The sequence below is a fragment of the Nonomuraea terrae genome (assembly GCF_044465245.1).
Taxonomy (GTDB): domain Bacteria; phylum Actinomycetota; class Actinomycetes; order Streptosporangiales; family Streptosporangiaceae; genus Nonomuraea; species Nonomuraea terrae.
Genome location: NZ_JBITLL010000004.1, coordinates 793,314 through 805,781 on the forward strand (window position 1 = coordinate 793,314; position 12,468 = coordinate 805,781).

Sequence of the window (12,468 nt, forward strand, 5' to 3'; positions counted from 1 at the left end):
TACTCCATACAGTATGGAGAATGCAATCCGAGATTGGCGGGGCCGCGCATACCGTCCCGGGCCCGTCCCCGCCGACCGCATGCGCATGTTCTGGCTGGCCCTGGCCGCGATGGCGGCCATCAGCCCGCTCCAGTACGGCTACGCCGCCCTGCTCGCCCGCGAGGCGGGCGGCCTGACGCTGCTGGCCGTCTGGATCGCCTGCCAGGCCGCGGGCGCCCTGCCCGCGCTCCATCTCGTACGCCGCGGACGCCTGAGCGTGCGCGCCAGCCTGGCCATGGGCGCCGCGCTGAGCGGCCTCGGCCTGGCCACGGCGGCGTTGTCCGGCGGGCTCGGCCTGCCCGCCCTCGTGGGCTACGCCGTCCTCGGCGGCCTCGGCGGCGGCCTGGTCTACGGCGTCTGCGGCGAGGTCGTCTCCGCCTGGTTCCCCGAGCGCCCCGCCGGCCGGGTCGGCCTGATCACCGGCGCCTTCGGCTACGGCGCGGTGCCGCTGCTCATCTGGGCCGGGATCGCCCCGGGCGCGACGACCGCCGCGTTCCTCGTCGCCGCCGCCGTCGCCACGGGCGTCATCGCGGCCGCCGCCGCGCGTCTGCGGCTCCCGCCGGCCCTGTGGTGGCCCGACGACGTGGACCCGCGTACGCACGCCCTCGACGCGGCCCGGCTGCGCACGGCCCCGGAGGGGACCAAGCAGTTCGGCCTCGCGCAGGCGATGCGCACGCGGACGATGCCGACCCTCGCGCTGATCCTGACCTGCGCGGGCGCGGTGTCCGTCTTCGACGTCATCGTGGTGGCGGGCACGGGGGCGTGGGGCGCGCTGGCGTTGCTCGTGGCGCTCAACGGGGTCAGCCGGTCGGTGGCCGTGCGGGCCTCGGAGCTGTTCGGCCGCCGGCGGGTGCTCGCCACGGTGTTCGGCGCGCTCGCGGTCGGCCAGATCCTGCTCGCCGTGGCCGTCCAGAACGCCGCCGTGCCGGGGCAGGCCGCCGGAGCGCTGCTCTGGCTCGGCGCGGTCGCGGCCGGGCTGGGCGGCGGGGCGTTCTATCCCCTGCTGGCCGGTCTCGTGCGCGAGTTCTTCGGCGCCGAGCGGGCCGGCGACATCCACGCGGTCGTCTACAGTGCCAAGGCCGTGGCCGGCGTGGTGGCGGTCGTGCTCGCCCTCACCGCCCTGACCGCGCCCGGGGCCGCGCTGCTCGCCGCCGCGGCGCTCGCGGCGCTGCCCGCGCTGGCCGCGCCCCGTCTGCGGATTCCGGGCCTGCCGGCCACCATCCCCCTGTGATAATGATCCTGCGCGGCGCTCCGCCCCGGACGCCTCACGACGCCCTCACAGTTGTGCATCTGTGAAATGAGACACCAGATGTGGCGTCTGAGGCGTCTGCGCACGTCACGGGAGTCTCGCCAGCGCCACAAGTGACGTCCTGTGATGAGACTCACCCACGCCGGGGACCCCCGGACGGTATGCTGTAGGCAGTCGACCAAAAACCTTTAACACTAACGCAGTCCTGGAGTCGTGACCATGTTGCTGTCGGAACAAACCGGCCAGTCGGCGGCCGCCAAGATTCCCCGCCCGGCCACGCTCCGGGAAAGCGTGATCGAGGCCATCCAAGAGCTCATCGTCTCCGGCCAGCTCAAGCCGGGCCAGCACCTGGTGGAGAGCGAGTTGGCCGGCCTGCTCGGCGTGTCGAGGCAGCCGGTCCGCGAGGCGCTGCAGCAGCTCAGCGGTGAGGGCTGGGTCGATCTCCACCCCGGGCAGGGCGCGTTCGTGCACGTCCCGACGGTTCAGGAGGCCGACCAGCTGCTGGCTGTTCGCGCGCTGCTGGAGACCGAGTCGGCCCGGCTCGCCGCCAAGCACGCCGGCGAGGACGGCGTGAAGCGGCTGCGGGAGCTGTGCGAGCAGGGCATCGCCGCGGTGGAGTCCGACGACGTCGACACGGCCGTGGCGCTCAACTCCGACCTGCACGGCCTGGTGACCGCCCTGTCGGGCAACGCCGTCCTGGCGGAGCTGGCCGCGCAGGTGGCCAGGCGGGTGCGGTGGTACCACACGCCGGTGGCCCGTCGGCGCGGCATGGCCTCGTGGGACGAGCACACCCAGCTCATCGACGCCATCGAGGCCGGCGACGAACGCCGCGCCGCGAAGATCATGCGTGAGCACACCGAGCACACCCGCATCTCCTACATGGCGCAGCGGGAGAACGAGCCGGTGGAGCCCGCGCCCAAGCCCGTCCGCCGGCGGCGGCCGCGCACCCCGTACGCGGGGTAGCGGCGCCGGTTGACGTGACGTTCACAGAAGCCCACATGCTCCGAAACACCTCGGGTAGAGGGTGGAGCCATGACCGATTGGAGGTGCATGACGATGAAAGCGTTCTGGCGCTATCTCCTTGGTGATCCGCCGGGTCACGCGGCAGACGGCCGGTCCATCGGCCTCGGCCTGAGCACAGCGCTCAAGAAGTACTACTCCGCGGACGACGCGGAAGACTACGCGCGCCAGTGGAGCGCCGAGCACGAGATTCGCAAGAGCCCGCGGCACTGAGGCCGCGGCGAAGGGGCGTGGCCGCGTGGCAGCCCCGTCCCCCCGCACGCGGCCCGGTTCAGCGCCCGTGTGAAGGTTCCTCCGCAGGCTCCTCGTCCTGCGTTTCCGCCTCGGCCTTCTCGGCCTTGGCATCACGCGAGGACTTCATCAGGCTCAGCACCGTGGTGATGGCCAATGTGCCGATGATGATTCCGAGCGACACCATGATGGGCACCTCTGGCGCCCACGAGACGCCGTCGTGGTGCAGCGCTTCGAGGATCAGCTTGACGCCGATGAAGGCGAGCACCACCGACAGGCCCTTACTCAGGTAGACGAGCCGGTCCAGCAGCCCGCCGATGAGGAAGAACAGCTGCCTCAGCCCCATGAGGGCGAAGGCGTTGGCGGTGAACACCAGGTACGGCTCCTGGGTGAGCCCGAAGATCGCCGGAATGGAGTCGAGTGCGAACAACAGGTCGGTCGTCCCGATGGCGACCATGACGATCAGCATGGGGGTGAACATCCTGCGGCCCATGTGACGCACCGTGAGGCTGGCGCCGTGGTAGGTCTCCGTGGTGGGGAGCACCCGCCGGGCCGTGCGCAGGGCGATGTTCTCGGAGAACTCCGCCTCCTCTTCCTCGTGCCCGATCAGCTTCCACGCCGTGTAGACCAGGAAGGCGCCGAACACGTAGAACAGCCAGTCGAACCTGGTGATCGCCTCCGCGCCGGCGGCGATGAAGGCGCCGCGCAGGAGGAGCGCGATGACGATGCCGATGAGCAGCACCTTCTGGCGGTACTGCCGCGGCACCTGGAAGCGACTCATGATCAGCAGGAAGACGAAGAGGTTGTCCACGCTGAGCGAGTACTCGGTGATCCAGCCGGCGAAGAACTCGCCGCCGTGTGTCGGCCCCGAGAGCACCAGCAGGCCGACACCGAAGGCGACGGCCAGGCCCACGTAGAACGACACCCAGCCGACGCACTCCTTGAAGCTGGGTTCGTGCGGGTTGCGCGCGACCAGCCAGAAGTCGAACGCGAGCACGATGCAGAAGCCGCCGATCGTGACCAGCCAGATCCACAGCGGCAGGTTCACCTACGCGCTCCCTTCCGCGCCTGGGTCATCCGGGCGAATCGGAGGTAGTGACCGAGCAGCTCCTTTGCGACGGGATTGTCAGGGGCACGGCGCATCAGCCAGTGCGGCATGAGCCGCTCGTGCATCCAGACGAATCCGATCGCGAAGCCGAGGCTCACCATGGCCTGGTAGGCGAGGAACGTCAGCACGCCGTCGGCCGTGCCGACGCCGAACAGGGTCTCCTGCACCAGCCGGGAGAGCGGGAAGGCGGCCATCCAGTACAGGCCGACGGGGCCGAAGGTGCCGGGCCGGAACACGCCGTGGCCGAGGAGCACGCCGTACAGCCCGCCGAAGAGGGCGAGCGGCGCGGCGAGCGCCAGGGCCGACAGCGCGGCCATCCCGGCGGGCTGCCCTGCGAGGAGGGTCAGCCCGCCGGCCATGGCACCGGCGACGGCTCCGATAGTCGCCCCTGGCAGGGCGAGTTCGAGGCTGTGCCGTCCGTTCATCAGTTCACGACCACGCCGAAAGCGATCATGCTGTAGAAGAGCATGCCGAGGTAGAACACCGCGCCGAATCCGATGATCGCGTTGCTCCACCACTTCGGCCTGATCGGCTTCGGCAGCATGCGGTTGTTGACCAGCAACAGCGTCACGCAGTACGCACCCATCGCGAACGTCGACAGGAACGCCAGCGTGTCCAGGATCGCGCTCGGCCCGTCAGCCGGCCCGAAGAGCAGGATCAGGATGCCGAAGATGATCACGCCCCACAGGAAGATCGCGTACAGCTTCGACATGCCGATCTTCTTCGCCCCGGGGACGAAGTTGAACGTCATGTCCGCCTGGCCACGGGAGAAGGAGTCGAACAGGCCGAGGGTGGCGTTCAAGCCGATCAGCGCGATGAACCCGAGGAAGACCACCCCGAGCACCGAGCTGCCCGCCGAGGAGACGGCGGCCGACATCGCGCTCAGCGCCGCTTCCCGGTCGTCGGCCATGAGGGCGTCGCGGACGCCCGGGTCGATCCGGGCCGCCGACTGGGCGATCACCGTGAAGGAGATCGTGACCAGCATGGTGACGCCCCAGAAGAGCAGGAGGGCGTCGAAGGTGACCCAGCGCCGCCAGCCCTTCCACTTCGCCATCTCGGCCGGGTCCTCGGTGTCGAACATGAAGCCCCGGTTGGGCATCTCCTCTTCCTCGCCCGCGTGCCGGAGCCCGCGGACCTTCGGGATGTGAGCGCCCATGCCGGCCCCGGAGTCACGCAGGTGCAGCGTGTACCACATCTGCTGCATGCCCGAGGGACCGGCGAACGCGCACGCCCCGACGATGACCGGGAACCACGCGGCGGACATGGCCTCCGGCGGCAGGTAGCCGATGGCGAACATGCCGGAGATCGTGGTGACCACGTCGGCCCAGGAGCCCACCATGGCCGCGATCACAGCGGTGCCGAGCACGAGGGCGCCGATGAGCAGCGACAGCACGTTCTCGAGCAGGTTGTAGATCACCTTGGCCAGGGTGAAGATCACGCCGACGAGGATCAACCCGGCGATCGCGGTCACCACCCAGGGAATTCCGGTGATCTCCTCGAACGCCGCGGCTCCGGCTGACAGGTGTCCCGGCCAGATGTAGACGGCGATCGCCACGATGAAGAAGAACCACATCAGCGGCTTGAACACCCTGGCCGCGCCGGAGAAGATGCTCTCCCCCGTGGCCATGGCGTAGCGGGCCATCTCCAGCATCACGACGGCCTGCAGGGTGACGCCGATCAGGAACAGCCACCTGATCTCAGGCCCGAACAGCAGCACCAGCCTGGGCCACATGTACGACTCGCCCATGCCCACGCCCAGGGCGACGAGGAACACCGTCGGCCCGAGCAGGTGCACCGAGGGAGGCGCGTCGGGGAGCTTCCTGATGGGCATCGGCTCGAGCCGGCCCGCTTTCCATACTCGTCCATCTTCGACCGGCGGCGTGGCCGTCGCCGGTGGGGTGTTCGATGTGTCCACCTACGGACCTCCTGGGGGGATTTGTTGCCTTTCCTCTTGCGCCCCGAATGCCCCCTCGCCTGGTGCTGCTGCGCTCGGCTCTTAGCTCAGCAGACCGGCAGCCCTGGCCCAGCGGTACTTCGCACCGAGGACCGCCACGGGCTTTTCTGTCGTGTACGGGTACGCGACCACGCCATGCTCGTACAGGTACTCGCTTGCCTCCTCAACTTCGGTGTCGCCGGCCAGGCTGGCCACGACCGGCTTGACATTGCCCTTCGCCCGCTCCTCCGCCACCACACGGGCGATGAGCTCGGCGAAGACCATCGGCGGCGTCACGATCGTGTGCCAGTAGCCGAGGACGAGCGCGTGGATGCGGTCGTCCTGCAGGCCGAGGCGGACCGTGTTCTCGTAGGTCGAGGGGGGTTCGCCGCCGGTGATGTCGATGGGGTTGCCCGCCGCCCCGAACGGCGGGATGTAGGCACGGAACGCCTTGTCCAGGTCGTCAGGGATGTCCATGAGGGTCAGCCCGGCGTCCACGATGGCGTCCGACAGCAGCACGCCCGAGCCGCCGGCGCCGGTGATGATGACGACGTTCTCGCCCTTCGGCGCGGGCAGGACCGGCAGCGCGCGAGCGTACTCGAGCATGTCGTTCAGCCCAGGCGCGCGGACCACGCCGGCCTGGCGCAGGATGTCGTCGTAGACCTTGTCGTCACCGGCCAGCGCGCCGGTGTGGGAGCCGGCCGCGCGGGCGCCCATGGCGGTGCGGCCCGCCTTGAGCACGATGACCGGCTTCTCCTTGACGACCCGCCGGGCGGCGTCGACGAAGCCGCGCCCGTCCTTGAGGTCCTCCAGGTGCATGGCCACGGCCTTGGTGTTCTCGTCCTGCTCGAAGAAGGTGAGCAGGTCGTCCTCGTCCACGTCGGCCTTGTTGCCGACGCCGACGATGGCCGAGACGCCCATCTTCGTCGTGCGGCTGAAGCCCAGGATGGCCATGCCGATGCCGCCGCTCTGCGAGGTCAGCGCCACGCTGCCCTTGACGTCGTACGGCGTGCAGAACGTCGCGCAGAGGTTCTCCGGCGTGTAGTAGTAGCCGTAGATGTTCGGGCCGAGCATGCGCACGCCGTGCCGCTTGGCGATCTCGACGATCTCCTGCTGGCCCTCGACGTTGCCGGTCTCCGCGAAGCCCGACGGGATCATGACCGCGCCCGCCACGCCCTTCGTGCCGACCTCCTCCAGCGCGGGCGCCACGAACTTGGCGGGGATCGCGAACACGGCCACGTCCACGTCACCGGGCACGTCGGAGATGCTCTTGTACGCCTTGCGCCCGAGGATCTCGTCGGCCTTGGGGTTGATCGGGAAGATCTGCCCCTTGTAGCCGCCGTTGATGAGGTTCTTCATGACCGAGTTGCCGATCTTGCCGTCCTCGGCCGAGGCGCCGATGACGGCGACCGAGCGCGGCTTGAAGATCCTCGTCATCTGCCGCAGGATCTCCTCCCTCGACAGCCGGGTGACCTCCGCGGGCTTGTCGCCGATGAGGATGCGCACGTCCGCGGCGACGGCCCCGTTCGCGTCGGCGAAGACCGGGTTGAGGTCCACCTCGGCGATCTCGGGGTAGTCGGTGACCAGCTTGCCGACGCGCTCGATGAGGCTCGCGAGCGCCTCCCGGTTCGCCGGTTCGGCGCCTCGGGCCCCGCGCAGCACTTCCGCTGCCTTGATGTCGTCCAGCATGCCAAGCGCATCATCGCCTGAAACCGGGGCAAGACGGAAGGTCACGTCCTTAAGGACTTCAACCAGAACGCCGCCCAGACCGAAAGCGATCACCTTGCCGAAGGTCGGGTCGGTGACGGCGCCGACGATGACCTCGTGGCCGCCGCCGACGAGCTGCTGCACCTGGATGCCGTCGATCTTGGCGTCGGGGTTGTAGGCGCGGGCGTTGGCCAGGATCTTGTCGTAGCCCTCCCGCACCTCCTCGACGGTCCGCACACCGACGAGCACACCGCCGGCGTCGGTCTTGTGCAGGATGTCCGGTGAGACGATCTTGAGGACGACCGGGAGCCCGATCTTCTCGGCGATCTCCGCGGCCTCGGCGGCCGAGGTGGCCAGCCCCTCGCCGGGAGTCGTGATGCCGTACTCCTCGCACAGCAGCCGGCCCTCGGGGGCGGTCAGGGCCGTACGGCCCTCCGCGAGTGCCTTGTCGATGACTTGCCTGACCGTGCTCACCTAGATGACTCCGTTCGCTTTGAGTTCGGCCAGCTCGTCCGCGCTCACGCCGAGCCGGCCGTAGATCTCTTCGTTGTGCTCGCCGAGGAGCGGCGGGGTGCGCACGTCCACCGGCGAGTCGGACAGCTGCAGCGGGCTGCCCACGGTGACGAACTCGCCGCGCTCGGGGTGGTCGACCGTGACGACGATGCCCTCCTCGCGCAGGCTCTCGTCCTCGACCAGCTCCTTGGTGGACAGGATCGGACCGCAGGGGATGTTCTCCGCGTTGAGGCGGTCGAGGACCGTCCACTTGTCGTGGCGGATCGTCCACTCCTCGATGAGCTGGAACATCTTGTCCAGCTTCGACAGCCGCGCCTCCGGAGTCGCCCACTCTGGGTCCTCGGCCAGCTCGGGGCGGCCGATGATGTCCGCGATGGGCTTCCAGCCGACGGGCTGCACGATCACGTAGACGTAGTCGTTCGGCCCGCCGGGCGCGCAGCGGACCGCCCAGCCCGGCTGCCCGCCGCCGCTCGCGTTGCCGGAGCGGGGCACCTCGTCGCCGAACGACTCGTTCGGGTACTCGCGCAGCGGGCCGTGCGCCAGCCGCTGCTGGTCGCGCAGCTTCACGCGGCACAGGTTCAGCACGGCGTGCTGCATGGCCACCTGTACGCGCTGGCCGCGCCCGGTCTGGGTGCGCTGGTAGAGAGCGGCCAGGATGCCGGACAGCGCGTGCACGCCGGTGCCCGAGTCGCCGATCTGCGCCCCGGTCGCCAGCGGCGGGCCGTCCTCGAAGCCCGTGGTGCTCATCGAGCCGCCCATGGCCTGGGCGACCACCTCGTACGCCTTGAACTTGGCGTACCGGCCGGCGCCGAAGCCCTTGATCGAGGCGTAGATGAGGCGGGGGTTGAGCTCCTGGAGCCGCTCCCAGGAGAAGCCCATGCGGTCGACCGCGCCGGGCCCGAAGTTCTCCACGAGCACGTCGGCCTCCTTCACCAGCTCGGTGAAGATCTCCTTGCCGCGCTCGCTCTTCATGTTCAGGGTGATGCTGCGCTTGTTGCAGTTCAGCATCGTGAAGTAGAGGCTGTCGACGCCTGGCACGTCGCGGAGCTGCTGCCGGGTGATGTCGCCCGTGGGGGCCTCCAGCTTGACCACGTCGGCGCCCAGCCAGGCGAGCAGCTGGGTGCACGACGGGCCCGACTGGACATGAGTCATGTCGAGGACGCGGACACCTTCGAGAGCCTTCATGTCGGAGTTCCCCTACTTGTACATGGTCTGGTTCATGGTGCCGGGGGCGTAGACCTCTGGGTCGACCCAGACGTTGATCAGTGAGGGCTTGCCCGACTCCCTGGCCCGCTCGAGCGCGGGGCGGATCTCGGCCGGGTCACGCACCTCTTCGCCGTAGCCGCCGAGCAGCTTGGCGAACTCGCCGTACTTGATGTCGCCGAGCGTGTTGCCGATGCGGGCGCGGTCCTCGCCGTACTTGGCGGCCTGGCCGTACCGGATCTGGTTCATGGACGAGTTGTTGCCGACGACGCCGATGAACGGCAGGTCGAAGCGGACCATCGTCTCGAAGTCCCAGCCGGTGAGGCTGAAGGCGCCGTCGCCGAAGAGGCAGAGCACCTCCTTGTCGCGGCGCGCCTGCTTGGCCGCCATCGCGAAGGCCATGCCGACGCCGAGGGTGCCGAGGGGGCCCGGGTCCATCCAGTGGCCGGGCGACTTGGGCTGCACGACCTGGCCGGAGAAGGTGACGATGTCGCCGCCGTCGCCGATGTAGATCGTGTCCTCGGTGAGGAACTCGTTGATCTCGTGGACCAGCCGGTAGGGGTCGATGGGCTGGGCGTCGGAGTGCTGGCGCGGCAGACGCTTCTCGTACGCCTGGGTCTCGACCGCGCGCAGCTCGTCCAGCCACGCCTTGCGCTTGGCGGCCGCGTCCTGGATGCGGCCGCTCGCGGCCTGGGCCGCCGCGGCGAGGATGAGTCCGGCGTCGCCGACGATGCCGAGGTCGATGTCGCGGTTCTTGCCGACCGTGCGGTAGTCGAGGTCGATCTGGACGACCTTGGCCGTCGGCGACAGCCGCTTGCCGTAGCCCATCCGGAAGTCGAACGGGGTGCCGACGATGATGATCAGGTCGGCCTCGGTGAAGGCGTAGCGGCGGCTGAGCTGGAAGTGGTGCGGGTCACCGGGCGGCAGGGTGCCGCGGCCGGAGCCGTTCATGTAGGCCGGCACGTTGAGCGCGCGGACGAAGTCGATGGCCGAGTCGGTCGCCCGGCACGTCCAGACCTGGCTGCCGAGCAGGATGCACGGCTTCTCGGAGTGGGCCAGCATGTCGGCCAGCTGCTCGATGGCCTCCGGGTCGCCCTGCTGGCGGGTGGAGGCGCGGTAGTGGCCCGCCTGCGGGATGCGCGCCTTCTCCAGCGGGACCTTCGCGTCGAGCACGTCACGCGGGATCTCCAGGAACGACGGCCCCGGAGCGCCGTTGTAGCACTCGCGGAAGGCCATCGACACGATGTCGGCCACCCGCTCCGTGCTCGGCACCGTGGCCGCGAACTTGGTGATCGGGGTCATCATGTCGACGTGGGGCAGGTCCTGCAGGGAGCCCATCTTGTGCTGGCTCAGAGCACCCTGGCCGCCGATCAGCAACATCGGGCTCTCCGCACGGAAGGCGTTGGCCACACCGGTGACCGCGTCGGTCGTGCCGGGGCCCGCGGTGACCACCGCGCATCCGGGCTTGCCGGTGATGCGCGCGTAGCCGTCGGCCGCGTGGGCGGCCACCTGCTCATGGCGTACGTCGATGACCTCGATGCCCTCGTCGACACAGCCGTCGTAGATATCGATGATGTGGCCGCCGCAGAGCGTGTAGATCACGTCCACGCCCTCGGCCTTGAGTGCCTTTGCTACGAGATGACCACCAGAGATCGTTTCAGACATCAGTCACCCTTTCCCGGCGACGAGCTATACCTGTCTTCCGCATACTGCATACCGTATGAACGCAATGCTTACTCCCTCCTGAACGGACTGTCTAGCCCCTACGGGGCAACTCGATCGGCTCCACTCGCCCGCCGGACCACCCCGGATGGGCGTCCGCCGGCACGTCGGCCAGCGGTGCCTCGCACAGGGGCATGACGGCCTCGTGCAGCCATCCCCTTGACGACCTCCTCACCTCCGAGACACCCCACATGTGATCGCCTGCCCCCTTTGAGGACCTCCCGCGATCGACCATGACCCCGGCCTCCGAGACGGGATCGTGACCAAAGGCGAGCGGCCGGATACGGCTGGCCCGGGCCGCGCGGGTCGGGGCGCGGGGACCTACCCGCTCGACGCCGCCGGCTCTCTCGTGCCGCCGGCCGTCCGCTGCGCGGCCCGGGCGCCGACTCCCTCGTCCCACCCGGCCGCCCGCTGCGGCGCGGGCCGTGTGACCCCGCGTGGCGGAAACGGCGGCGACGGGCGCCGTCGCCGGCGGGCTCGCCGGCGGGCTCGGCGGCGGGCTCGGCGGCGGGCTCGGCGGCGGGGAGAGGCGGTCGCCAAGCTCATCGCCGAGCGGCGGTCCTGAGGCGCCCGGCGAAGGCGCCGGCCGGTCCACGTAGGCCCGCGGCATGGCTTCCACCACTGGTTCATGCCGCAGAACGGTCACAGGCACGCTCCTTGACCCACCTTTTTCCATACTGTATACCGAATACACGGTGGGCCGCATCACGCGGCCCATCTCGTGTACGGGCCCGTACACCTCCGACGCGAGAACGGAGCGCAGCATGAAGGTGGCTGTTCTTGGCGCCGGCGCCATCGGCGCATACGTGGGGGCCGCCCTCCACAGGGCGGGAGTCGAGGTGCATCTCATCGCAAGAGGTGCGCACCTCGAAGCAATTCGCCGCGCCGGTGTGCGGGTGCTCTCCCCCAGGGGCGATTTCGTCGCCCATCCCCATGCCACCGACGACCCCAACCAGGTCGGCACGGTGGACCACATCTTCCTGGGCCTCAAGGCGAACAGCTACGCCGCCGCAGGCCCCATGATCAGGCCGCTCCTCCACGAGACCACGAGCATCATCGCCGCACAGAACGGCATCCCGTGGTGGTACTTCCACGGGCTCAAGGGCCCCTACGAGGGCTACCGCATCGAGAGCGTGGACCCGGGCGGCACGGTGACGGCGGCCCTGCCGCTGCACCGCGCCATCGGATGTGTCGTCTACGCCGCGACCGAGATCGAGGAACCTGGCGTGATCCGCCACCTCGAAGGCACCCGATTCTCCATCGGCGAGCCCAACGGCAAGCTGACGGAGCGCTGCACGTCCTTCAGCGAGGCCGCCATCGCCGGCGGCCTGAAGTGCCCGGTGGAGACCGACCTCCGCCGGGACATCTGGATCAAACTCATGGGAAACATCTCCTTCAACCCGATCAGCGCCCTGGCCCGCGCGACGATGGCGGGCATCTGCCGCCACGACGGCGCCAGGGAACTGGTCGTGGCCATGATGCAGGAGACCGTGGAGGTGGCTCGCCGCGTCGGTTGCGATCCGGGCATCTCCATCGAACGCCGCCTGCGCGGAGCCGAGAAGGCGGGCGAGCACAAGACGTCCACACTCCAGGATCTGGAGAAGGGCAAGCCACTGGAGCTCGACGTGCTGCTGTCAGCGGTGGTCGAGCTGGCCGATCTCACCGGCGCCGAGGTCCCGACATTGCGTGCCATCCACGCGGTGAGCGACCTGCTGAACGAGAACCTTGCCCGTGCGGTTTAGC

At 69.4% G+C, this 12,468-nt stretch carries 10 protein-coding genes; 4 read left to right on the top strand and 6 right to left on the bottom strand.

The features are described from left to right. Window positions 1-85 precede the first annotated feature (85 nt). From ACIBP6_RS21920 to ACIBP6_RS21930, 3 genes are all read left to right on the top strand, one after another. Entirely contained in the window at window positions 86-1,270 is a 1,185-nt protein-coding gene (locus tag ACIBP6_RS21920) for an MFS transporter (RefSeq protein WP_397054782.1), read from the top strand. 237 nt (window positions 1,271-1,507) lie between these two features. Continuing rightward, a complete protein-coding gene (locus ACIBP6_RS21925) occupies window positions 1,508-2,251 on the top strand; it encodes a GntR family transcriptional regulator (RefSeq protein WP_132615917.1) in 744 nt (247 codons plus the stop codon). A gap of 93 nt (window positions 2,252-2,344) precedes the next feature. Beyond that, window positions 2,345-2,521, top strand: a complete 177-nt coding sequence (locus ACIBP6_RS21930; protein WP_165969897.1) for a hypothetical protein — start codon at window positions 2,345-2,347, stop codon at window positions 2,519-2,521. Window positions 2,522-2,579: 58 nt separating this feature from the next. Here the strand turns inward: ACIBP6_RS21930 and ACIBP6_RS21935 are convergent, their stop codons facing one another. The 6 genes from ACIBP6_RS21935 to ACIBP6_RS21960 form a co-directional block, all read right to left on the bottom strand. Then, complete coding sequence (locus tag ACIBP6_RS21935; protein ID WP_397054784.1) at window positions 2,580-3,587, bottom strand: TerC family protein; 1,008 nt, start codon at window positions 3,585-3,587, stop codon at window positions 2,580-2,582. Beyond that, window positions 3,584-4,072, bottom strand: coding sequence for a hypothetical protein (locus ACIBP6_RS21940; RefSeq protein ID WP_397054786.1), 489 nt, complete (start codon window positions 4,070-4,072; stop codon window positions 3,584-3,586). The genes ACIBP6_RS21935 and ACIBP6_RS21940 overlap by 4 nt, the downstream gene beginning before the upstream one ends. Continuing rightward, a complete protein-coding gene (locus ACIBP6_RS21945) occupies window positions 4,072-5,478 on the bottom strand; it encodes an Nramp family divalent metal transporter (protein WP_397054788.1) in 1,407 nt (468 codons plus the stop codon). The genes ACIBP6_RS21940 and ACIBP6_RS21945 overlap by 1 nt, the downstream gene beginning before the upstream one ends. A 165-nt stretch (window positions 5,479-5,643) precedes the next feature. Continuing rightward, the gene (locus ACIBP6_RS21950; protein ID WP_397054790.1) at window positions 5,644-7,761 is read right to left on the bottom strand and encodes an acetate--CoA ligase family protein; all 2,118 of its coding nucleotides are present in this window, start codon (window positions 7,759-7,761) and stop codon (window positions 5,644-5,646) included. Next, window positions 7,762-8,985, bottom strand: a complete 1,224-nt coding sequence (frc, locus tag ACIBP6_RS21955; protein ID WP_397054791.1) for a formyl-CoA transferase — start codon at window positions 8,983-8,985, stop codon at window positions 7,762-7,764. 12 nt (window positions 8,986-8,997) lie between these two features. Continuing rightward, on the bottom strand, window positions 8,998-10,668 hold the full coding sequence (locus ACIBP6_RS21960; RefSeq protein WP_397054793.1) for a thiamine pyrophosphate-binding protein: 1,671 nt from the start codon (window positions 10,666-10,668) through the stop codon (window positions 8,998-9,000). Window positions 10,669-11,489: 821 nt separating this feature from the next. Between ACIBP6_RS21960 and ACIBP6_RS21965 the strand changes: the two genes are divergently transcribed. After that, a complete protein-coding gene (locus ACIBP6_RS21965) occupies window positions 11,490-12,467 on the top strand; it encodes a 2-dehydropantoate 2-reductase (RefSeq protein ID WP_397054795.1) in 978 nt (325 codons plus the stop codon). Window position 12,468 lies beyond the last annotated feature (1 nt).

Bases quoted from the DNA above. Each gene is read 5' to 3' on its own strand.
- ACIBP6_RS21940 (WP_397054786.1), bottom strand. From the start codon at position 4,072: ATGAACGGACGGCACAGCCTCGAACTCGCCCTGCCAGGGGCGACTATC.
- ACIBP6_RS21960 (WP_397054793.1), bottom strand. From the start codon at position 10,668: ATGTCTGAAACGATCTCTGGTGGTCATCTCGTAGCAAAGGCACTCAAG.
- ACIBP6_RS21965 (WP_397054795.1), top strand. From the start codon at position 11,490: ATGAAGGTGGCTGTTCTTGGCGCCGGCGCCATCGGCGCATACGTGGGG.
- ACIBP6_RS21930 (WP_165969897.1), top strand. From the start codon at position 2,345: ATGAAAGCGTTCTGGCGCTATCTCCTTGGTGATCCGCCGGGTCACGCG.
- ACIBP6_RS21920 (WP_397054782.1), top strand. From the start codon at position 86: ATGTTCTGGCTGGCCCTGGCCGCGATGGCGGCCATCAGCCCGCTCCAG.
- ACIBP6_RS21925 (WP_132615917.1), top strand. From the start codon at position 1,508: ATGTTGCTGTCGGAACAAACCGGCCAGTCGGCGGCCGCCAAGATTCCC.
- ACIBP6_RS21945 (WP_397054788.1), bottom strand. From the start codon at position 5,478: ATGCCCATCAGGAAGCTCCCCGACGCGCCTCCCTCGGTGCACCTGCTC.
- frc (WP_397054791.1), bottom strand. From the start codon at position 8,985: ATGAAGGCTCTCGAAGGTGTCCGCGTCCTCGACATGACTCATGTCCAG.